The sequence below is a fragment of the Rhizorhabdus argentea genome, from assembly GCF_037861105.1.
GTDB classification, from domain to species: Bacteria; Pseudomonadota; Alphaproteobacteria; order Sphingomonadales; family Sphingomonadaceae; genus Rhizorhabdus; species Rhizorhabdus argentea.
Genome location: NZ_JBANFK010000028.1, coordinates 1 through 22,158 on the forward strand (window position 1 = coordinate 1; position 22,158 = coordinate 22,158).

Consider the following 22,158-nt stretch of genomic DNA (forward strand, 5'->3'; position numbering starts at 1 on the left):
CATCGGGCCCGAAATCATTCAAGCCGGTCCTCGCCGAAGCCGTCCTCAGCAATTCGGATGCGTTCATGGTTTCTCTCTTGGCTTTCTCTTAGAGGCGAAGTCGCCATTCAAAGTATAAATGTGAGCCGAAGATGACCCCAAGACGATGTTTGATCCTCTCATGCCCGCGTTTTCAATCCTTGCTGGCGGAGCGAGCGGTTGATCTGCGCTCATCCTCTGCGAAAACATCGACTACCCAAACGACGCCCAGACTCTGCATAATTTGTGCCGCGAGTTGCGCCAAATGTTCTGACAGCGGTCATGGTCGGCCTATCGGCTATTGAGAGACAATGTGCCGACCGAGCCATGATTGCCTGCGAGGCATAGCCCCGCCCAGTAGCCGCAACTGAACCAGTCGCGATAATCCTCCGCCGCCTTCAGGCTGACTCATGCCGCTGCACGTCGACGGGGACCGCGCTTTGCCGCGGCATGAAGTTGATGAACTCCAAGTCCTTGTCCAGGGACACCAGGCGACCGGAAAAGGCGTCGGGATCCTGCTCGCCCGGCAAATCCGGATTGCCCCAGCCGTGACACATCGAGATGACACCGGGCTGCAACCCCAAGTCCTTGCGAACCCGGCCAATCACCACACCGCCCGTTGGCGACGTCAGCCTGACGGCGCCTCCGTCCGAGACGTTGAGGCGTCCCATATCCTGTTCGTTCATGAAGATGGGATTTGTCGGATAACGACGGCGTGTCTGCGAGGCGCCGGTGTAAGCGCTGTTCATGACCTCGATCAGACGGCGGGGGATCAAGCGATACGGGTAGCCCGGGACCTCATCCTCGGTCCGCCGGACCACTCGAAGCTCGGCCTCGACGTCCTCCGGACAAAGATCGAGCCTCGCGCCATCGTCATCGGCCGCCGGTTCGATGATCGTCTCCGCCTCCTTGAAGCTCTGGCCGTGAGGATGCTTCTCCAGCTCATCATAGCTGCCGATGCCGGTATCCACCAGCCAGCGGATCAGATCCTCGGCCTTCGTGTCGTCGATCACCGCGATTTCAGGCCCAGGGATGTCGCGGTGGGCAAGGCCGTAATAGGGCCGTCGCATATGGAGCGTCTTGCCCATCCGACGCGCCAGGCCGTGGAAGAACTCCCAGTCCTCGATCACCCCTTCGGGGCGCTGAAGCAAGGGTTTGGCCATCTGCACGAACGTGGCCGGCGCCATATATTCCAGGCCGGCCATCATGTCATAATGCTCATAATGGCCGCTGGTGGCGATCTGATAATGGGCGAGACGCCCCGTGACGGTTTCGCGCGTATCGACAGATACGAACAGTTCGAGCTCACGGAAGACAGGTATCACCCGATCGGGTTCCGGCAGCGCCTTCACCAGATTGCCGCCCACCTGAATAAGGGCACGGATCTTCCCATCGCCATTGCCGATGATTTCGGATGGCAACCGCGAAGTCGGATATTCGCCGCCGATCGGCCCGATATCGACGGTGCGCAGCTTTGCCCCACCTTCCCAGGTCCGGTTGGCCGGAAATACCATCTCCCTGGTCGGAACGCCTTGATAATATCCGGTATTGCGCAGCAGATCGCCGGCACGACGATAGCCACCGCACAGCGCGGTGAACGTCTCGATCATGTGCTCGGCCAGATTCGAATTGGGGCCCATGTTGGGACCGGTGCCGGAGTGAGCCGACTTGCGCCGCGCACTGGTGAACATATCGACCACCTGCTCGAGCGTCTCGATAGCGACGCCGGTGCGCGCAGCGACATAATCCGGGCTGAACGCATCAACCGCATCCCGCAGCCGATCACGCGACATCGTGAACCGGGCGCAGAACACCTCGTCCGCTAGATTGCGTTCAAGAACCATGTGGATCAGCCCGGCAAACAATGTGGCGTCCTGCCCCGGATGCAGCTGCACATGGATATCCGCCGCCCGCGCGATCTCGGTCTTGCGGGGATCGACGACGATCAATTTCATGCCGGCCTGCTTTGCCGACCGCACATGCTTCATCGCGTTCGCCGGCGGCAGCCCAAATGATCCGTGCGAAGCAGCGGGATTGGATCCCACGATCATCAGCACATCGACATCCGGCCCCCTGTGCTTGCCCGTGGCGAACACTCCCATGCGGGCAGCCGTCACCCACTTGGCCGATTGATCGACCGTCATGCTGGAAAAGATATAGGGCGATCCGATCGCGTCCATCCACGCCTTGGCCATTGGAACGCTCAGCGCGTTGCAATTCGCACCGGTACCGGCATAGAGCGCAACCGACTCGACGCCATGTTCGGCGATGATGGCGATCAGCTTTTCGTGGATCTCGTCCATCGCGAGCTCGGCGCCAATGGGACTGAACCGTCCTTCCGCGTTACGACGCATACTGTTCAGCAGCCGATCTTCACCATTGTGGAATGCCTTGGTGGCCGCTCCCTTGATGCAGAAATAGCCCGCCGAAATCGGGTGATCGCGGTCACCGCGGATATCCGTTACCGTGCCGCCCTCTTCCGTGATCTCAAGCCCACACAGGGCGGCGCAGTTACGGCAATAGGTAACGTGTTTGGCCACTTCAGATCTCCTGTCCACGCTGATCGTCCCGAGCACCCGCAGCAGATGGTCCGGCCGCACCCGCTGCTCCAGATTTACATAGGAGAACAGCTCTCCCGGCCGCGCCACTGCAACGCTTATGAGCGCCATTGAGGGATCGTATTGCTCCTGGCACTTTCATTAACAATCCTTCCTCAAAGTCCGCGGCCTATTACGCATCTGCCCGGATGATGCAGGAGGGCGGTTGCAATTAATTCCTTTAAGCCCATACGTGGCTTCTGCTGATCAAAGGGTACTCGCGACGCCCACAAGTGCACAGGAAGCCACCAACGTTGCGACCTTGGCGAGTGATGCCGTCTCACCATAAGCAAAGATGCCTATTGCGACTGCGGCTAGCGGCACGGTTGCAGCTATGATTGGCATTAGAGAGCTTAGGTTAATTCCAGCATGGGAAATTCGTGCCAAAAGCCCTAGGCCGAGCAGAAAAGCCGCTGCCGCTGCGAGTGTAGGGAGTGGCTGCGTCAGCCCGCGGGTCAGCGGCAACAGAAATACGCCCGCTACCTGGGCGCCGATTGAAACAAGAAACATCAGTGCCATGCCGGGTGAAATGTTAGTCATATGCTGCTCCCCAATGCCTATTACGGTGATCCTCTACGAAACTCTTATTATATTCGACCAGCCGAGCCTATTTAGGCAAATTTCTGTCATTAGATACGAGACCTTTTCCAGGCCCCGACTCGTCTTGCGTTCGTCGCGCCAGTTCCAGGTGCATACCTGGCTCTCCAACCTCCACGTTCCTACGCGCTTTCATAGAAATCACGATAGCTTTCATCTAACGAACGTTCGCCTATACGCGCTGAAAACGGGAGCCTTTGCTTATCGCCTTGTCTGAGTGCCACCTAATTCGCAAAACACACCCCCCACGTATTGATTGCAAACGACAGCATCCGGCGAGCTAAGGACCTTAGACTTCATCTCGGTCTCGTCGAATTTCGGCAGCCTCGCAAACAGCTTGGTACCGCTCGCGATAGGTTCCCACAGCCGATGCCACACCCGTTTTGTCCAGACAAAAATCGCGGGGATCAAAGAGGCTGCGTCCGTGGGACTGATTGGGATTGGCCGTAATCTCGCGCTCCCACGCCGCCCGCGTTTCCGCAGGAATGGCCACATCGAATTTGTCGTAGATCCGCTCCAGACAGCCGATCGGGTCCCTTTTGACTTCCAGCATGTGAAGATCGAGAAATTGCGCTGGATTATAACGACGCCGGGCCCTCTCCATGGCTTCGAGGCCTTGAGACCAAAGTCCGACGACCTGCTGGGCTGTTTCGCTTGGCGTCAAATCGGGCTCGCGCATCTGCCGGACAAGATACATTAGGTTGGCCGTGGAGAGCATTGCATCAAAGGGCTCTCTATGTGTCTGCACCACGCAAGCGTCCGGGAAAACGGCGAAAATCGCATCGAGGCAAAAAAGATGCGTGGGGTCTTTTAAAATCCAGCGCCGCGAATCTCCGTTCGCGATTAGCGCGAGTGCCTTTTTGTAATATTCATAGGCGGAGCACTTGTCCGAATGAATCCACCAATTCTGATAGTCGGGAACATCCGCGGTTGCGCCAAATCTGTTGGAGCAGAATGTCTGATCGATAAGGTATAGACATTCGTCTGCCTTGTCCGCTGCCATGGGATGAATATCAAGCAGCGCCTGATCCATGGTGGCCGCGAAAGCGGAGAAGGCGGCATCAGCGCGCTGATAAGCCGGGTGCGATTCCCAAGTCTCGCGCGGCGGACGCGGCATGGGCCATTCCGCCAGCCAATATGGCAAATGTTGCACGTTAGGATCGCACGCGATCAGCCGATGTAATGCCGTCGTACCCGATCTGGTTAGGCCGATGATGAAGATCGGCCGTTTTATCGGCGTATCCTGGCTTTGGGGATATTGCTTCAAGCCCTTTTGGGTAACCAGCCTGCCAGTCAGTAGGCTCACCATCATGCCGGCGGTCACAGCTAGACCAGTCTCGCTCAGTCGCGGCCCCTTATCGATGGCCTCTAGATACAGGCGCATCGGCGCTAAATAGTGGCCGGAACCAAAGTCGTCAAAGCCCGTTGCGTTGCGCGCTTGCTCGTGAAACTCTCCCAATCGGTCTGCAAAAACCATTACCTCTCCTTCATCCCGCTTAAGAGCTACCACAGCGGCGCATGACGCGAAAATGTCGCACACAATATTTGGGGATCGCCTATGTCAATATTCTCTCTCACGTTGAATCATGCGCTACACTTCAGACGAACGGCCCATGATCAAAAGCCTTTGCCCCGGATCATCCGGCGGGGGCGATGGGAAGGTTCCTCACAACCCGTTCCAGAACGACAGCGGCATCCTGGTGCATTTCGGAAGAGGGATAATAATCGTTCACGGTGAACTTGAAACCCTCGGCGTAGCTTAGTATTGCTCCGCTATTAACTTCCACCTGCTCGCCCGTGAACCGGCTCATCAATGGGTGTGGGAAATTGCGAACGCTGGTACATTCAGCATACGCGGCGCACCGAGGCTTCAGCGCCTCGACGCTAGGCACATCGACGAAGTGCGGAAAGCCGCGCATAATCTCCAGGGTGCTGCGCGCATCGTAGTCTATGGGCTGGTCAAGAGGCCGATCTGAGAAATAGAACAGGATGACGGGTACCGTGATTCTGTCGAGCAACTCATGGTGACGCCTCAACCAGTTTGCGCGGCTTTCTGCTACATATTGCGGTGCCTTGTCGGGCTCCTCGTTGAAGATGCGTGTCCATGCTTCCATTGACGTGATCGGCTTCTGCGCGGCGATATCGAACAACGATTCAACGAAGCCGTAAGGCGCAAACGCAGAATTAGGCTCGGTACGGGCCGTCATCAACTGAAGAATGACGAAGCGTCCGCGATTCATAACGTCGATCAAGGCTGGGTTCATTAGGTAAAAGCCGGGCCCGGCACCGCCAAGGCCGAGGTTCAGAGACGGCACGCCGATGCGATCCGCGAGCACCTCCGGATAAGCATGTTCGATATAGACGCCCTTGGTGTGCGCTCCGCCGACGCAAGAGAAATAGTTTCCGTCGGCCATGTCCTCGGCCGGCACCAGCGGCGCCCGGAACTTAACGTCGGGCGCTTCCGGCAACTCGTAATAGCCATAATCAACGATCTCGTAATCACGCTTGGAATAATCCATGAACCATTCATTAGGGTGGTCGTCGGCCTTGAAATGATAGTTAACCACGACATTTCTCCCATAAGCGATTGTCACAATAAGGATATCTGAGGCAGGCGCGTGCCAATCGGCAGCTAAGTCACGAGGCACGCATCCCGCGCCCTCCGCGATGGTCGTTCAGTCATATTGAAGAGGTAGGTGCCTCCAGCCTTTTAACGCGCTTCGCTCTTCGGTCGCTTTCTGTGATATTCTATTGATCTTCATGCTGTCCAATGCATATGGAGTTAGAATGTTATGCGATTTATGCATAAGATGGACATGTGCAACGATTTTTGTGGTCCGTCGAACCTTCCGTAACAGCGGCCATTGCATGAGATAGCAACCGTTGATAACTGAGATGCATAACATTGTGCATTTCAGAAGGAGAGGTGGGTGGATCTTCGTACCCTGAAGCATGTTGCCATTTTGGCACGAACCCTGAACTTCACCAAGGCGGCTGAGGAATTGGGCATATCACAGCCCGCGTTGTCGCGTAGTATTCAGGCCGTTGAGCGGAATGAGCGGATATCGTTATTCGACAGAGATAAGGGAGGCGTTCACTTAACGGTTACTGGGCAGGCGTTTGCCACCCGTGCGAGCGCAATCTTGGCCGAGGTCGAGGGACTGCGGCAGCTGGCCAGAAAGTCGGCGGCCGGCGTGGAGGGAAAGTTATCGTTCGGAATGGGCCCCCTTCCGGCAAGCGTACTGCTACCCTCGGCACTTAACGAGTGCATGAAGGCGGCACCTGATCTCGATATAAACGTCAATGTTCACAGCGCCGACGCACTGTTTTCGTTGCTCGAGGCAGAGCAGATAGAGTTCTTTATCTACGCGGGAGGGCACTGTCCGAAACCGGCGATCGTGCAAGCGGACGTCCTCGGCCTTTTTCCGATGGGCGTACTGGTCCGGGCCGATCATCCACTCCTGTCAACTGCCCAAAGCGAAATCGGGAAATATCCTCTCATGCTCGCGGCGCGCGTTAGTGGGTTGCCGCTTATGCCGGCATGGTTGAAGCCCCACTTGCGAGAGGGTGGCAACATGATCGTCGAGGACAGCGCCGTGCTTTCCGATCTGGCGGAGCGGAGCGACGGGATTTGGGTAACGACACCCTTCCAGGCGCAAGAAGCGATCGAACAAGGCCGACTGCGTGAATTGCCGCTGGGCCCGGGGGAGCAAGAGACGACCTTGCAAATGATGATACATTCGTTGGCACGACGTTCGCTCTCGCCGGCCGCCACGCAGATGATCGAGCGCTTCCGCAATAAACTTAGTGACTTATGGCGCCGTACGGCCTTGTTGCCTAACTCTTGATGGGCATGATGCCCTCTTTGCCATACTCAGCCCCCCGTCATCGACATCGGCCGGGGGACGGCGCGGGTGTCGCCGCGGCGATCAATATGAAGATCGTGGCCGGTTGGTGTGCGTGTGATCGCCTCGCGGATGGCGGCGAGCATCCGCGCGTCCTTATCGGCGTGCGCGGGCAGCGGACCCCGCACGTCCGCGGCGTCCTGCTCCAGACAGATGTTGAGCTTGCCCGTACAGGTCGTCCCCACGCGACTGCAGCTTTCGCAGAAACTATGGGTGAGCGGCGTAATGAAACCGACTCGCGACCGATCTCCTCAACGCTCACATAGCGTACTGGGCCGCCGGCGCGCTTGAGCAGCGGCGTCAGCGTCCACCGCCACACGAGGTCTTCGCGGGTCCTTGACAGCGGCATACACCGGTCGGTGCAGTCATCATCAATCTCGCCGAACGGCATCGTCTCGATCAACGCGAGCGAAAGCCCCCCACCTTGCGTCCAGAGGGCATGATCGGCGATCTCGTGATCGTCGTGCGGGCCACGTGCGATCGCCTTGAGCGCCTCGCCATTCGCATGCTCGCGCCGAAGCTGAACCACAGTCTCTACAAACAACATCTGATCTCGCCGCCTGCAAAGCCGGGCCGCTACCTAGGTCATCCGAATAAGGAGGCCCTGTTCGATGCTGATCAGTTGCGCCGCCAGGCTATAGCTTTCCGGGCCGATAGAGACGTGGGCTATGCCTAGATAACATAAGTTCTACGCCAAGTATGCATTGGACAAACCATATTCCGAGTCGGATATCTGCGCAAATGCTTAACCAAAATAAGATTTTCGGGGGGGGGGGAGTAAAATGAACAAAAACATACTCTTTGTATCGGCTGCGGCGATTCTTTCGGCTTCTGGCGTCGCTTATGCCGAGCCGGTAGGGCAGGATCCGTCCGAGGGCGCATCGTCGACGCCTGCTGGGGACATCGGCGACATCGTTGTTACTGCTCAGCGTAAGGAACAGAAGCTGCAGGACGTGCCATTGGCCGTGACCGCAGTTAATGCAGACCAAGCCCAGGCGCTGGGACTGAGAAGTGTTTTGGACATAGCCAAGGTAACTCCGGGCGCGCGCTTCCAAAAAACAGCCGGCTTTTTTCAAGCTTATATTCGTGGCATTGGCACTCAATACGTAACCGTTGGTCTTGAATCGCAAGTGCCGGTGTACGACGATGGTGCATATTTAACGCGTAATCTCGGCGTTTCCGATCTTCTTCAGAATTTCGATATTGGCAGCATTCAGGTTCTGCGGGGGCCGCAAGGCACACTATACGGCCGGAACGCCACCGGCGGCGTGATCATTATCAATACAGCGGATCCGACACCTCGTGTCGAGGCGCGGCTGCGGGGTGAAGTAGGGAACATTGACCATCAATCGACCGATGCGATGATCAATTTGCCAATTACCGAAACTTTGTCGTTTCGGGGCACCGCGAGCTACCGCCACGACGGCGGATACGTTGAGGATATACCGACCGGAATCCGTTATGGTGGTGGCACAAGCTATAGCGTTCGCGGCAAGCTGCGTTGGCGGCCGAGCTCGTCCACCGATATTATTCTTGGCGGACAATATACAAAACTTCGCACACGCAATGACACGTTACGCTTGCACCCGGGATCTCGTGATACGTGCCTTGGCTGCATTATGTCGGGCGTCGATTACTCGGACACGTCCTTCTATAAGGCGAACAAGAACGCGGTGCTGTTCCCCGCGCGATCCGAGTACTACGGCGCGAACCTACGCATTCAGCAGGACGTGGGGGCGTTTACGTTGCAAAGCACGTCGACCTATCGGCGTCAGGACGTTCGTAACAACGCGTCGGATAGCGACCTCACAGGGCTCGATCTTTTCGTCTTCGATAATCGAAGATCCGGCGGCCGGACCTTCACGCAGGATTTTCAAGCGACATCTAATTTCGACGGTCCGCTCAATTTTCTGGTCGGTGCTTCGTATTACAACGATAGAGGGATATTCGATCCCGAGTTCAGGGGCAGCTTTTACTCGGCGACGCTTCCGACCCTCGGCGCGTACCCTTCCTTCGCCAATGTTGGTCGGACGAAATCATATGCCGCGTTCGCCGAAGCTTACTTTGACTTGACCGATGAGCTCAAAGTAACACTTGGCGGACGATACACAGAGGACAAGCGTTCCCTGGTCGGTGAAACCAACCCGGCCTTCGGGCAGATAGTGGGCGTTCCCGGTGGATTCACCTTCAAGGAAAATTCAAAGCAGAACGCCTTTACCCCACGCTTTGTCTTAGCTTGGGACAACGGTCCGACAAACGTCTATTATAGCTATACGCGCGGCTTTAAAGCCGGCGGTTTTCCTGGTCCGGCGGTGTTCCCCGTGAATGAAGTCCAGCCAGAAAAAATCGCTTCCCACGAAATTGGCTTCAAGCAATCAGCCCTTGATGGGCACTTAAGTCTGAGGGTGGCGGCTTTCTACCTTAAAAACAAGAATCAGCAGGTGCCGTTCCTGGATTTCAACTCTGGGGGAACGATCGTTACCAATGCCGGCGGGATGAAGAATTACGGTCTCGAGGTTGAAGGCCAGTACGATACGCCGCTTGAGGGGCTCACGATGGGGTTCTCGGGCGCCTGGCAGCATGCGCGATACCAAAACTACGTCAGCGCACCGCAGTTCTGTCAAACAGCGCCGGGTGTCCCGCTGTTTGCCTGTTTTGCGAACCTGAGCGGAACCACTCCGCCTCAGACCCCGGAATGGAGCGGTTCACTGAATTCTTCCTATGATTTTGCAATCGGGGAGTGGGCGGCGAATTTGGCTGGCCTCGTGACGTATCGTTCGGAGATCGACATTACGCCTGGCGCTGGTGGGGTTCTGAGGACTGATCACGCTGGATCGCTCGCTCTTGTTAATGTGTCAGGCTACGTCAGCCCCCCTGCTGGAACTATCCGCTTTGGTTTCTACGTAGACAATGTATTTGACGCGAAATACGTGCTCGCCGCAGAGACCTCGCCGTATGGCTTTAGCGAAGCCCCTGCTCCGCCCAGAACGTACGGCCTTCGGCTTGAGTACAACTACTAGCACTACTTTGGCACTTTAGGTTTTGCAGGGGCGCGAGAGGCTTTTCGCAAGGAGGGCATCGTCGCGGGGGCGGTCGTGCGAAGAGGTCAAGAATGGCTTGCCTGACAGCCGGCATGCTGGGTTGCGGCGGCGGGCCCGAGACTCTTTTTTTCCGTCCCGCTGCCTTGAGGCGGCGGGACTGGAGGAAGGCGTAGGCAATCATCGTCATCAAGCTATGTCGGTGTAATCCCGTCCAGGACCGTCCTTCGAAATGATCGAGGCCGAGTTCCTCTTTGAGTTGCTGATGGGCCTGCTCACAAATCCACCGGGCTTTGACCGCGGCGGCCAATGTTTTGAGTGAGGCATCAGCAGGCAGGTTCGAGATATAGTGTTTTCGTTCTCCGGTCGACCTGCGCTCACCGACAATCCAGCCTTCGTCACCGGGCATTCTGGAGACGCCCTTGTTGAAAATGCGGTGTTTGTGGCCGTCGGCGATGCGGACGCGCCGGGCGGCAAAATGGCAGACGAGCGGCCCCTTCGTGCCGCGCCGCCAGCTTAGCTTCCGCAACGTCTCGCCGGCCAACATCTCCTCGGCTGAGGCCGGCGACCTATCCGAGATGTGGTGCTTTCGCGGCTTACGGGCTTTCTCTGTTGAAAAGATCATGGCGACATCGGCTGGATAGACCATCTGCCGCCGGGACATGCCAACCGCCCAAAGGAGACCTCGCTCGCTCAGCGCATGGCGGAAGGGCGCGCTGGATCCGTAGCCCGCGTCGGCAAGCACGCAACCGAAGCGAACGCCAGACGCGATGACGCGGTCGATCTCCTCGATCGCAATCTCGGGCTTCGACAAGGCGACCTGTCGTTCGGCTGGTATCCGGGCGCGCGTCATGCGATCCGGGTCGCTCGTCCAACTTTCCGGCAAAAACAACCGGAGACCCACCATCACCGGCACTTCGCCCGATGCCAGTGTCACCGACACCAGCGATTGGCTGTTCGACGTCTTACCGAGCGAAGACGCATATTGTGGTGCAACACCGACCGAATGGCGCCCTTTCTTCGGGAGCGCTGTGTCGTCGATGACCAGAAATGCATCTTCGCCGCCGACCAGACGGTCCGCTTCTGCCAGCAAAGCCGCCTCCAAAGGAGCGCTGTCCCAAATGCCCGCCGCAACAAAATGATGGAGTTGATCGTAGCCTACATCGCCCCGAGTTGCCATCGGCTGCACGCTTTTGCGATCTCCCGGACCAGTCAACCCGGCAATATACAGGGGGCACATCCTGCGCCGTGCTGGATGCGATAGCCCCGTCAGAAACGGCTCCAGCCATCGCTCCAGATCAATCCGCCAGTTCTCGTCCACCGCCATCGCACGTGATCCGTCAGCCTACACTGACACACGAGAATCAACGAAGATTCCAGTCGGTTCCTTCAACCTGCCAAAGTAGTGCTAGGGTCGCATGGGCGGTCATGGCGCGCGGCGGCGTCTTCGAACGCGGGGGTGCGCCTATGCTGGCGGCAGCATAGATCAAGAGCTTAGCTGAGGAGATCAGCTTCAAGAGGTTGTGAGAGCGAAGGATGTGATGGCAAAACCGGTCGGACCGGGAACAAGGACAACCCAAGGACTGTCATAGGCGTAATAGCCTGCAAACCCGATCGGACCTTGTTCGCGGACCCCATCAGGGCCAGCAGCCTACACCGACTGCATCAACAGGCCTGATAGACGACTGCACCCAACGGCCAGATCATCACTTTACACTTGCAACGCGGGAGCCATCCACAGCCGACAGTCGGCTTCTCGTCGACCGTGCGAAACTATTCCAATCCCTATCGCATTGTGTCCGCTGAACGGCCATCATCGGAACCTTAAGGCGAGCGTCACGCCCCAGGTAGCCGGCTGCCCGGTAAAGCGCCCGATCGTGTCATAGTCGGTATAGATGTTGGTGAGGTAGAATTTGTTGAGAACATTCTTCCCGAAAAGCGTGGCGGTCCAGTCGCCGTCGAGCGCACCGATACCTACCCGCAAATCGACCGTCGTGTAGCCGTTGATCGTGAAAGTGTCGTCAAGCGGCCGCGATGAGGCGAAATCGGGTGTGACGATGATGCCCCTCGCACCGCCGATGTTGGTAATAGTGTGACTACGCATCGCCACCACGATACCTACAAATGGCACGAGATTTCCCATATTCCATGTATAATCGCCCATCAGGCGTAATTGATATTTCGGAGTATAGGGAATTGTCGATCCTCTATACTCCATTGGCCCACCCTGCGTGTTCAGACCCGTGAACCTCGTGATGTTGCTGTCCAGGATGCTGGTCGAGGCACTCAATGCCAATCCGGCGGTGGGATGCCATGTTGCTTGCAGCTCCCCCCCGATGATGCGAGACTTCGGTACATTCACAAGCCGGTCCAAAACACCAAATAGCGGATCAACGAGTTTCGCGCGAAGTTGCTTGTTCTTGTATGAATAATAGAATCCGGCACCGGCAAGTTCCAGCTTGTGGTCGAAGACATTCAACTTGAAGCCAGCTTCGTAGTCGGTGAGCCGTTCCTGCGTGACTGGGTTGAACTGCTCAAAGGTCGCTGCCGAGGCAACGGGAAAGCTGCCGGCCTTATAGCCGTTGGCAACATTGAGGTAGAGCAGGAAGCCGGGCCGGATCTTGTAATCTATGCCGACTCGCCAGGAAATATTGTTCTGGTTCAGCTTCGCGACATAAGCCCCCGTGCGATAGGTTGCGGGCGTTCCGTCGCTGGTGACGTTGTCAATCGCGGAGCACACTGGATCGAGAACGGGCACAGTGACCGGGGTAAGCCCGGGGACGGGGATGAAGCCGAGCTGATAGGCCGCGGAAATACCGTCCTCTATGCCCTTCAATGATCCCGGTGTTCCGGCATTTCCCTGGATATCGCCGACGCATTGATTCACGCGCCGGCGGGCATCGGTATAGCGAATGCCGGCCTTGAGAGTGATCTGACTGCTGATGTCATATTCGGCGTTGGCGAAACCCGCCAGGTTCCGCATCCGCTGCGTTGCGTTGTTGTCGGCGCCCGAGGTCGTATTGGGGTCATCGACCGGGTTGAAGGGATTGAATCCGAACGCCACAGCGGCAGCGCTGAAACCGAACAGGTTCTGCTGCTGCTCGAAGACGTTGCTCTTCTCGTAATTCACGCCCAGAATCCAGCGGAAGCGGGACTGGCCGGAGTTAGAGAGGCGGATCTCCTGGCTGAAGCTCTTGATCCGGCCAATATCCGTGATGAAGTCGTTGTTATAAAAGGGCGTGCCATCGGTTTCGTAACCGGCACGTTGCTTATAGTCGAGATAGGACGATATCGTCGTCAGATTAGCTCCATCGACGAACTCCCAGTTGGCACGGGCCGCCGCCTGCAGCAGACGGTTGTCTGCGTGGGGACGCGGATTGGGCGACCATTCGGCGGCCCGCGCCTTGTTTGGGGCGAAGGGAAAAGCCCGTAGCGCGGGAGGGGTCGTCGCCGCAATTTGGGATAGCAATGTCTGATATTGCGGCACTTGCGGATCGCTCCGGTCACGCCACCCGTTCGTACTGAAGTTGAAGCTTAGTCGATCGCTTGGCCTCCAATCGAGCAATATGCGACCGGCATAATATTCGGTTTGGCCGATGGTATCGCGGCCCGCCCGGTAGGCGGGCTGGCCCGGATTGGTCACGGTCCCGGTCACCCCCGGCAGCGCATGATCGGAATAGCTATATTGCCAGTCGTCTGCGCGCGCGCCGGTGACGGCTATGCGGCCCCGCAACGTGTCGGTGAGCGGCCCGCTGACATAGGCATTGCCCTCGAAGCGATTGAAGCGACCATAGCTGATATCGCCGCCAGCCTCGAACTCGCGGGTCGGCTTGGCGGCGATGAAGTTGATCGCGCCGCCGGTTGAGTTCTGTCCAAATAACGTACCCTGCGGGCCTTTGAGCACCTCGACCCGCTCAAGATCGAAGCTCGTGTGGGTGGTCAGCGCCGGGAACGGCAACGGCACCTGGTCCATATAGACGCTGGCGGTGGGATAAGCGGCAAGCGAGGTCTCGTAAAAGCCAACCCCGCGCAGCGTATAAACGGGGGTCGAGGTTTGCGACGGAGTGAAGCTGAGGCCGGGTATGGTGGCAGCGATATCCGCCAGCGTCGTGATGTGCTGCGCCTTCAACGCCTCCCCCGAAAGGGCGGTTATGGCGAGACCGACGTCGCTAAGCCGCTGCTCGCGCTTGTTGGCGGTGACGATGATCTCTCCGGGCTGCTCCTGATCCGGCGACGAGGTGGCGGATCCGGTCGGCGATGCCGCCTGAACAGCCGGGCGCTCGCTCTGCGCTACGGCAATGGTCGGAATCATCAACCCTGCCACCGCCACACTGTCGATCCACGCTGATATAGCCCTCACTTCCTCCCCCTTCCGCCGTTTTTCGGCATTTTCCATCCCACCGCGCGTTACCGATGTGGTCCAAGCCGTTGCTCCGCCAAACCGCCGGCAACGACCTTTTGAGTTTGCGCCTTCGACCATTGCCACAAGGCGCCATATTATCGTCCGCCGGCGTCCGCCCCGCCCTTCGCGCGGCTGGCCAACACAAGCATCTTATATGGATCCGCCCCGGCGGGGTGACCGTTCGATTGACGCAGCACGCAGATCAATTGACCGAACGCGTCATCGCGGCGCGGATCCAATAGGAGGATTTCTCCACCGCGAGGAGACTAGAGCCGCCCTCCCGCCGATTGCCAAGACAGGTGCCACCCAAACCCGATCCTTCGTCGCACCGGCCACCATAGGCCTGTTCTATTGCGCGCCCGATTCACCACCCCTGACCGAAGGGTGCAATGGCCGATGCCGAGCAGCGCAGGCTCTTGATCCGCCAGCCATCGGATGTACGGACGAACTCGTCGTCGTAATAAGCCGTCGTCCACATCGAGCCAACATCCCGCGCGTTGAAGGCGACGGCGACATGCCACCGGCCCTTCGCGCTATCGCCATTCAGCTCGATATGAGGATTGCCGAGTAGATGATAGGAATAGGGAAAAAGCGTGGCGTCATCGAACTGCGCCTTGATCGCGGCCGATCCGATGACCGGTGGAGCGCCGGTCGCCACGATATGCCAGGACGCATCTTCGGTGAAGAGCGAGCTGATCTCCGCGCCCGTATGGGGCTTCTCCGCGCTGCTGTCGGCCAGTTCGGTATAATAGGATTTGAGACGCGTGATCTCCTGAATATCCTCAATGCGTCCAATACGCTCTTCGATCGTCATAAACCGCTCCTCTTTCTGGGCACCAGCCCTTTGGCACGCGCAGGCACAGCCGGAAGTTCACTCGCCTCCCACTTATCCGGTAACCGATCTGCCCCGGGCGAACCCGGCACAGCCGCCGTCGTCAGCGAAATTCGGCAGAAGCTCCTCCGCGAACTGATCCACCGTCCGGCTCAGCACCGCTGCGTCATGAGAGTTCAGCGCGAAGATGAAGTGCGTCGCGCCCGCATCGCGGAACTGTCCCGCAATATCGGCTGCGCGCGCCATGTCGCCGCCCTTGACCGTCGAGCGCAGTTCCACCTCGGTGATCTCGGCGTCATCGAGCGCCACGTTGAACCGCATGCAGATTTCGACCGAGTCGGGATCCCGTCCATTTGCCCGGGCCAGTTCGCGAATGGCGTCCGCCTGCTCGCGCAGTTGTGCCGGCGTGATACCGGTGGGATGCCAGCCGTCACCTACGCGCACCGCCCGCTTGCTGGCGGCACGGCTCATGCCGCCAATCCAGATCGGCACCCGCCTGCCGCGATAGGGCTTGGGCGATGTACGTATGCCGCTGAATTGCCAGCGCTCGCCCTCGTGCCGGGCGTCCTCCTGGGTCCAAAGGGCGCGAATGACGTCGAGCGATTCATCGGTGATCGCCCCGCGCCTTGCCCAAGGGATGCCCAGCACATCGAACTCTTCCCGCACATTGCCGACACCGACGCCCAGAATGACGCGACCGCGCGAAATCTGGTCAAGCGTGGCGATGTACTTCGCGACGTCGAATGGACTGTGGAAAGGCAGGACGAGGACCGATGTGCCCAATTGGATGCGATTTGTGCGCGCAGCGATTGCCGACAACATGGCCAGCGGATGATAATAAGCGCCGTCACCGATACGTGCCCGGACATAATCGAGATTGATGAGGTGCTCGGATGTCCACACCGAGGCGAACCCGCGGTCCTCGGCTTGTACCGCCAGGTCGATGAGGCTTGGCGCGTCCGGAACTCCCCAGTTGTTTGGGATCGAGATTCCGATTTTCATGTTCTTTTACCTTCAAATCAAGGACGCGACGCAGTCTCGTGCCGGCAAGCCGAGGGCGGCGCGCAAATGATTGACCCGCTCGGGATAGTAGGCGGCAAGCTGAGCATCGAGTTCGGCGCCATGAGGGTTGTCCGGCGCGTTGCGCGTCATCCATTCCAGGCGGGTTGAACCCTCTCCGGTGACGCTGAGCGTCATACGGCCCGATGCGCCGATGGCAATCGGGCGACGGCTGTCTGTGATAAGGTAGTTGAGCCTATGGGCCTCGTCATCGATCTCGGTCAGCAGTTCGGTGGCCCACCAGTCGTCGAAAGCCACCTTGCGCGTAGCGCCACGGCCGGAGCCGGTCGCCTCGCATTTCCGCACCATCGGGTACCAGCGCATCAGCCCCCCGACATCGGAAACCAGCGCCCACACCTTGCCGACCGAAGCATTGACGATTGCCGTCGTTTTCACCGCCATGTTTCTCTCCCTCCTGCGGGCCCGATGCCATAGGGGCGCCGCGATTACTGCCACTCGGCTTTGGCCTGCCAAAGCAAGGCCTCGATCAGCCTTCGAACCCCGGAACCTTGGCCACGAAGAAGGTTTTCGCCGACTTGTGACGGAACGGAATCGCCGCCTGATATTCCGCGGAGTTCCACCAGCGATCCAAGGCTTCCTCATCGTTGAAGCGCAGGATGACCAGTCGGTTGGCCCCCTCCCCGCCCTCCAGGAATGCCGGCGCATCAGACGAAACCACGATTTCGCCTCCGACTTCGGCCAGTGCCACACGGGCCCTGCGGGAATATTCCATGTAGGTTTCCGGGTCCTGCTTATCGAGAACCGACACGACATATATGCTCACAGGATAGCCTTCCGCTGCCTGCGCCCGATCTGGGCGTCTTCAGATTCGGATGATCCGCTTGCCGAGATTGTCCCCGCGATAGAGACCCGCAATCGCGTCGGGACAGGAATCGAGGCCTTCCAGGATATCCTCGCTATAGTCCAACTTACCCTCGCGAACCCATGCCGCCATCTCCGCAATCGCTTCCTCGGGCCGGGGCATGTGATCGAAAACGACGAAGCCCTCGATACGCAAACGGTGGGTGAGAATGAGCCGTTCGAGCCGCGGACCGAGCGGCGGCGGATTCCAGTTCGCGACCGATGCCGTCCCGCAGATCACCACGCGCGCGAAATGGGCCAGTTGCTGGTGGGCCGCGTCGCTGACAGGGCCAGCGGTGTTGTCGAAATAGATGTTCACCGACCCGCCGCAAACCTCGCCGAGCTTGGCCTCGAAGTCCGTCGACTTGTAGTTCACGGCCTCATCGTAACCGAAGCGGCTCTTGCAGATTGCCATCTTCGCGTCGCTACCGGTAATGCCGATGGTCCGACATCCCTTCAGTTTCGCGATCTGCCCCACAGCCGAACCGCATGCCCCCGCGGCGGTTGAAACCAGCACCGTTTCGCCGGGCTGCGGATTCCCGAGCGACAGGAGAGCACGATGCGCCGTGAGCCCCGTCAAGCCCAGCACCCCAAGGCCCAGCGACAATGGCAGATCCGTCTCGATATAGCGCCGCCAGACATCGGCAGGCGTAATAACCGCATATTCCTGCCAGTTGAAGAAACCGACGAGGATCTCGCCCTTCACGTAGCCGTCGTCGCGCGATGCGATAACCTCCCCCACTGCCTGCGCCTTCATCACGTCGCCTTCGAACAACTCGGACATGTTGTCGCGCGTATCAGCGACCCAGCCCTTCATTGCCGGATCCACCGATAGGAACATATTGCGAACGAGAATTTCACCGTCGTTCAAATCGCGAAGGGGCGTCTCGACAATCCGGAACTGATCCGACTGCGGTATGCCGGGCTTCTTTGTCGCGAGCAGGACCTGGCGGTTGTTCATCGATTCAGTCTCTCCCTTCTGGTGCAGATCGCGGGCGCCCCTTCGAAAATCAGAGTCATCTTCCCGCCGTTCAATCAGAAAATTTAAACCCGCGATTGTCGCGCTCGACCCAGACCCAGTGCTTGCCGCCGAAATGGGCTGGAACGAGGCGCGCGTTCATGTCGCTGGCGAGGCCAAGAATCTCGGAGCGTGTTTTCGCCGAGAGCACCGGATCTTCGCAGAAGGCACTGCTCCAGTCGGGTCGATAGATTTGCATCGGGTGATGCAGCGTGTCGCCGACGAACAGCGCGGCAGCATCGCCGGACTGTGCGGTCATCACCATCTGTCCAGGCGTGTGTCCAGGCGCATAGGAAAGAGTGAGGCCCGGAGCGACCTGATATCCCGCGCCGACGATCTCGGCCAAGTCGGCGTCGAGGATCGGCTGAACACTGTCCTCAAAGACGTTTTGGTTGATTCCCGTACCTCGCGGCTCGGTCCGGCCCCAATTTGCCGGATCCCAGTGATCGCGATCGAGTTCCGAGAAAATGTACTTGGCGTTCGGAAAGGTGGGTCTCCATTCACCGTCCTCTCGCAGTGTGTTCCAGCCGACATGATCGACGTGGAGGTGCGAATTCACGACGATGTCGATCCGTTCCCGAGGAAAGCCGATTCTTTCCATCTCGCTCAGGAAGCCGGTGTCGAGTTGGTCGAAGAAATCGACCGCCGGCCGCGCCTTTTGATTGCCGACACCGGTGTCGAACAGAATCACCTTTTCGCCAGTATCGATTATCCAGCTCTGGACGAATGCGTTACAGGCCCCGTCGCGGAAGTACTTTGGCGTGAACTCCTCTTCGCGCGCAAGCCAGGCTTCCTGCTCGTAACCGACGAATAGGTAATCGGGCGGAAGCGGTCCACGCAACTCCTCGACGCGATACACCTTCATCGTGCCGACGCTAAAACTCTCCATGAGATACTTCCTTTCTTCGGCCAGCGCCCGTTTTGGCAATGTGCCCAGTGCCTAACCTCATCGTCGGCCAACGTGCGTCGGGGTAAACCGCGTCACGTCCAACAGCGGCATACAAGCGTTTCGGTAATCCGAGGCGTAGATTTCATTGACTCTGGACGTTCGCCGATTGACCGAACGCGCGTCCCACTGCCGCTCCCGCCGAAGGTTTGGATGGACGCATTTGTCTGGCCGGTGCGACACGCCCTTGTTCCAGATATGCATCCTTGCGGAGTCGAGGTTGTGGATCTAGTTCGTACCTATAATATTGCTGTGCAAAGCAGAATCGCTCGGAGAGGAGTGGTGGCACATGATCGAGCAAATGCCCTTCAGAAGCGAGGAGGGACTGCGCACCCCGCATGAGCTGGACAGGTTTTTCGCGCGTAACCTTTTCGCGATGGACATAGATTTTCTTGATGTGGCCGGCGAAGTCGACATGGGTTGCCGGGTCGTTCAGGCGGGATCGATCCTTGTTTCCAATTTTCGTACGTCGGGCGGCGCTACGATCCGCACAGAACGGACATGGCGTCGCATACGAGAAGACAGTGCGCAACTTTACATGCTGTGTTTTCCACTTGAGGGAGCCGTTTCGCTGACCCAGCATGGTCGGTGCAAGCTGTGCCTCCCGAACCAATTTGTCGTCTATCGCAGCTCTGACCCGGCGCGCGCGGACGCGCTGAAAAGCGAGTGCGGGGTGCACAATTCACTGTTCGTCACCATCCCCGCTCATGAAATGCAGGGGCTGTTCGCAAATGTTGACGACATGATCGCAATGCCCGTTCCGGTATCCGCGGGCATCGCCAGCTTCGCACGGGATGTCTTCCTGCGCCTGCTCTCGGAACGGCACCAATTCTCTTCGCGCAGCGCGGAAGAATTCGTCATGGCTGGTATCGGTGCAACGATCGACGCCATGGAGCCGAGCGCTGAGAAGGTTGAACTTAACAGCCTGAGCGGCCGAAGCGGAGCAAACGACATCCTGGCGTACATAGAGCGCCATCTTAGCGATCTTGACCTCAGTCTCGCGAAAGTCGCGCAGGCGTGCGGCATGCATCCGCGGCGTGTTCAGGCCTTGCTAAACGATCGTGGGATCATGTTTCGTGATTATGTCTGGAACCTACGGCTGGCGCGGGCCCATGCCAAATTAGGGGATTCCCGCTTCGCCGATCAGAATATAGCAACTATTGCCTATAGTGAGGGCTTCAAGAGCAACGCTCACTTCACCCGCAGCTTCAAGAAGCGCTATCACGCCACTCCGAGCGTAGTGCGTCTGGCACAGGTCGCTGGCGAAGCGACAGCGGAAGCCTGATTACGCACCGACACTGCAATGTCGGACTATCATCTTCGCGGTTGGCTGCAGCGCTGTCACCGCCACATGAGCCCGATTAAGGTTCCTCGCTCCGCAGGATGGCGGCCGCAGCTTCAGCCAGCAGGCCCACGTCCCGAGCTAGCAGCTCAACCGTAAGCGAGGTCTGAAGGCCGCGGAATGTCGATAATTCGTGGGAAGCTGCCGTTGGCAAGAGTCTGCGGCGCGACGTCCTTCGTCTACCGACGGTATGCCTCTGGATGGGCAGCCAGCCACTTGGCAACCAGCGGCATTTTCCGATGCTTAGCCTGCTCTGCCAAAGTCCTGACACCATCGACATCGTAGTGGCCAGCAGGACTTGCGCCAGCTTCAAGAAGGCGAAGGACGATGGCATCCGTCCAACTGCCAAAAACCATGCTTTGCCCGTCCTTGCTCATCGTTGTGGCATCTGCGCCGTGTTGAAGTAGGAAATTCAACAGGTCGAGACTTTCGACCCCATACAATGGTGTTCGTCCAAGGCTGTCGGGACTGTTGGGATTGGCTCCGCGTGCGAGCAGCCGCTCAGCGGTTTTTACGCGATCCGCTTCCCGCCCCTCGCAGGCGTAAGAACCTGCCAGTTCCGCTAACGCCGTCTTACCTTGAGGACTATCTGGGCTATCATCCGCGCTGCGCTGAGCCCCCACGTCAATATCCAGGCCTGCGTCCACTACAGCATCAACCAACTCGGGAGAGCAACCGGCAGCATATCGCGCAAATGCCTGTGCGGCGTTGGCTTTACTGATTTTTTCAACCCATCCCGACGCAGCCATGCGGCGGAACAACTTCGCTTGCCCGCGCTTGATGGCACTTTCTGTGATCAGGACACCTGCGGATTTGGTGGGCACGATTGGGGATGCGCTCCAACTGCCACTTGCTGTCGCATTGCCGTCCAGCGGCGCCCCATGATCGATGAGGCCGATCACAGTTTCTTCATCGCCGCCGCCGAATGCGGCTGATACGGCCAAATCAGCAGCTTGTTCTGAGTGAAAATCGAAGCCGTTCTGCTCAAGCCATGACAGCAAGCCTTTCGTGCCGCGCACCCATCTGTCCGTTCCGGCCACCTGATCAATTGCTTCTTCAAGTTCGGTGAGGGTGTGCGGCATGCCACTTTGCTCACCTACGTAGTCGGTCACGGTCTTTCGTGACTTCCCCGTGTCGAAGGTGACAACATACGATGGGCTGTCGGTGACGGGAGTGCGATAGGCCGCCCGTAAGCTCCAGAAACGGGCCGCTTGGAATTTCTGGATGAGCGCTGCGACGGCATCAGCAGAAACCTTGTCCTTATGGGTGCCAGGCAAGAGGACACCGTCAGATTGTGCGAAGCGTCGGTGGACCTCGTCAACGGGATCGACGGGTTCTGTGGCAGTCGTGAAAACCACGCGTCCGTCTCCGTAAATCGTGACCTTGTAGACCGGACAGGGGCCAAAGCACGCGGATCGCTCAAGCGTGATCGCAACCTTTGATTGGTCGATTGCTTTTGCTGCGCCAACCGCGGATGACGAGGCAATTGGCAAGCTGATTACCAGACATGCCACTAACGAGATTGGTTTCTTGATCGGCATAG

Annotated in this window: 16 protein-coding genes and 2 pseudogenes; 4 read left to right on the plus strand and 14 right to left on the minus strand. The window is 58.4% G+C overall.

All coding sequences use genetic code 11. The annotated features are described in order from the left end of the window. Nucleotides 1-416: 416 nt before the first annotated feature. The 4 genes from AAC645_RS18175 to AAC645_RS18190 all read right to left on the minus strand — a co-directional run bounded on the left by AAC645_RS18175 (nucleotide 417) and on the right by AAC645_RS18190 (nucleotide 5,779). Entirely contained in the window at nucleotides 417-2,687 is a 2,271-nt protein-coding gene (locus tag AAC645_RS18175) for a molybdopterin-containing oxidoreductase family protein (RefSeq protein ID WP_340317998.1), read from the minus strand. A gap of 135 nt (nucleotides 2,688-2,822) precedes the next feature. After that, nucleotides 2,823-3,155, minus strand: a complete 333-nt coding sequence (locus AAC645_RS18180; RefSeq protein WP_340317999.1) for a hypothetical protein — start codon at nucleotides 3,153-3,155, stop codon at nucleotides 2,823-2,825. Nucleotides 3,156-3,501: 346 nt separating this feature from the next. Further along, nucleotides 3,502-4,689 (minus strand): sulfotransferase family protein, encoded by a 1,188-nt coding sequence (locus AAC645_RS18185; RefSeq protein ID WP_340318000.1) that lies wholly within the window; start codon nucleotides 4,687-4,689, stop codon nucleotides 3,502-3,504. A gap of 160 nt (nucleotides 4,690-4,849) precedes the next feature. Continuing rightward, nucleotides 4,850-5,779, minus strand: coding sequence for a DUF6473 family protein (locus AAC645_RS18190; RefSeq protein ID WP_340318001.1), 930 nt, complete (start codon nucleotides 5,777-5,779; stop codon nucleotides 4,850-4,852). Nucleotides 5,780-6,142: 363 nt separating this feature from the next. Between AAC645_RS18190 and AAC645_RS18195 the strand changes: the two genes are divergently transcribed. Next, a complete protein-coding gene (locus AAC645_RS18195) occupies nucleotides 6,143-7,060 on the plus strand; it encodes a LysR family transcriptional regulator (RefSeq protein ID WP_340318002.1) in 918 nt (305 codons plus the stop codon). Nucleotides 7,061-7,086: 26 nt separating this feature from the next. Here AAC645_RS18195 and AAC645_RS18200 read toward each other — a convergent pair. After that, nucleotides 7,087-7,350, minus strand: a pseudogene (locus AAC645_RS18200) (hypothetical protein); the annotation flags it as partial. Nucleotides 7,351-7,556: 206 nt separating this feature from the next. Here AAC645_RS18200 and AAC645_RS18205 point away from each other — a divergent pair. Then, nucleotides 7,557-7,793, plus strand: coding sequence for a hypothetical protein (locus tag AAC645_RS18205; protein ID WP_340318003.1), 237 nt, complete (start codon nucleotides 7,557-7,559; stop codon nucleotides 7,791-7,793). A gap of 106 nt (nucleotides 7,794-7,899) precedes the next feature. Continuing rightward, nucleotides 7,900-10,137, plus strand: a complete 2,238-nt coding sequence (locus AAC645_RS18210; RefSeq protein ID WP_340318004.1) for a TonB-dependent receptor — start codon at nucleotides 7,900-7,902, stop codon at nucleotides 10,135-10,137. Between the two features lie 2 nt (nucleotides 10,138-10,139). Here the strand turns inward: AAC645_RS18210 and AAC645_RS18215 are convergent. From AAC645_RS18215 to AAC645_RS18250, 8 genes and pseudogenes are all read right to left on the minus strand, one after another. Beyond that, nucleotides 10,140-11,482, minus strand: a pseudogene (locus AAC645_RS18215) (IS701 family transposase). Nucleotides 11,483-11,968: 486 nt separating this feature from the next. Beyond that, the gene (locus AAC645_RS18220; protein ID WP_340318005.1) at nucleotides 11,969-14,515 is read right to left on the minus strand and encodes a TonB-dependent receptor; all 2,547 of its coding nucleotides are present in this window, start codon (nucleotides 14,513-14,515) and stop codon (nucleotides 11,969-11,971) included. A gap of 406 nt (nucleotides 14,516-14,921) precedes the next feature. Beyond that, the gene (locus tag AAC645_RS18225; RefSeq protein ID WP_340318006.1) at nucleotides 14,922-15,371 is read right to left on the minus strand and encodes a nuclear transport factor 2 family protein; all 450 of its coding nucleotides are present in this window, start codon (nucleotides 15,369-15,371) and stop codon (nucleotides 14,922-14,924) included. A gap of 72 nt (nucleotides 15,372-15,443) precedes the next feature. Continuing rightward, complete coding sequence (locus AAC645_RS18230) at nucleotides 15,444-16,391, minus strand: LLM class F420-dependent oxidoreductase (RefSeq protein WP_340318007.1); 948 nt, start codon at nucleotides 16,389-16,391, stop codon at nucleotides 15,444-15,446. 12 nt (nucleotides 16,392-16,403) lie between these two features. After that, on the minus strand, nucleotides 16,404-16,850 hold the full coding sequence (locus tag AAC645_RS18235) for an SRPBCC family protein (RefSeq protein WP_340318008.1): 447 nt from the start codon (nucleotides 16,848-16,850) through the stop codon (nucleotides 16,404-16,406). An 85-nt stretch (nucleotides 16,851-16,935) separates the two neighbouring features. After that, the gene (locus tag AAC645_RS18240; protein WP_340318009.1) at nucleotides 16,936-17,217 is read right to left on the minus strand and encodes a DUF1330 domain-containing protein; all 282 of its coding nucleotides are present in this window, start codon (nucleotides 17,215-17,217) and stop codon (nucleotides 16,936-16,938) included. A gap of 54 nt (nucleotides 17,218-17,271) precedes the next feature. Beyond that, nucleotides 17,272-18,270: an NADP-dependent oxidoreductase gene (locus AAC645_RS18245; RefSeq protein ID WP_340318010.1), complete on the minus strand. Its 999-nt coding sequence runs from the start codon at nucleotides 18,268-18,270 to the stop codon at nucleotides 17,272-17,274. A 70-nt stretch (nucleotides 18,271-18,340) separates the two neighbouring features. Further along, nucleotides 18,341-19,255: an MBL fold metallo-hydrolase gene (locus tag AAC645_RS18250; protein ID WP_340318011.1), complete on the minus strand. Its 915-nt coding sequence runs from the start codon at nucleotides 19,253-19,255 to the stop codon at nucleotides 18,341-18,343. A 307-nt stretch (nucleotides 19,256-19,562) separates the two neighbouring features. On the opposite strand from AAC645_RS18250, the gene AAC645_RS18255 reads away from it, so the two are divergent. Further along, nucleotides 19,563-20,558 (plus strand): AraC family transcriptional regulator, encoded by a 996-nt coding sequence (locus AAC645_RS18255; protein WP_340318012.1) that lies wholly within the window; start codon nucleotides 19,563-19,565, stop codon nucleotides 20,556-20,558. A 236-nt stretch (nucleotides 20,559-20,794) separates the two neighbouring features. Here the strand turns inward: AAC645_RS18255 and AAC645_RS18260 are convergent, their stop codons facing one another. Beyond that, nucleotides 20,795-22,156: a DUF6438 domain-containing protein gene (locus AAC645_RS18260; RefSeq protein WP_340318013.1), complete on the minus strand. Its 1,362-nt coding sequence runs from the start codon at nucleotides 22,154-22,156 to the stop codon at nucleotides 20,795-20,797. Nucleotides 22,157-22,158: the final 2 nt, after the last annotated feature.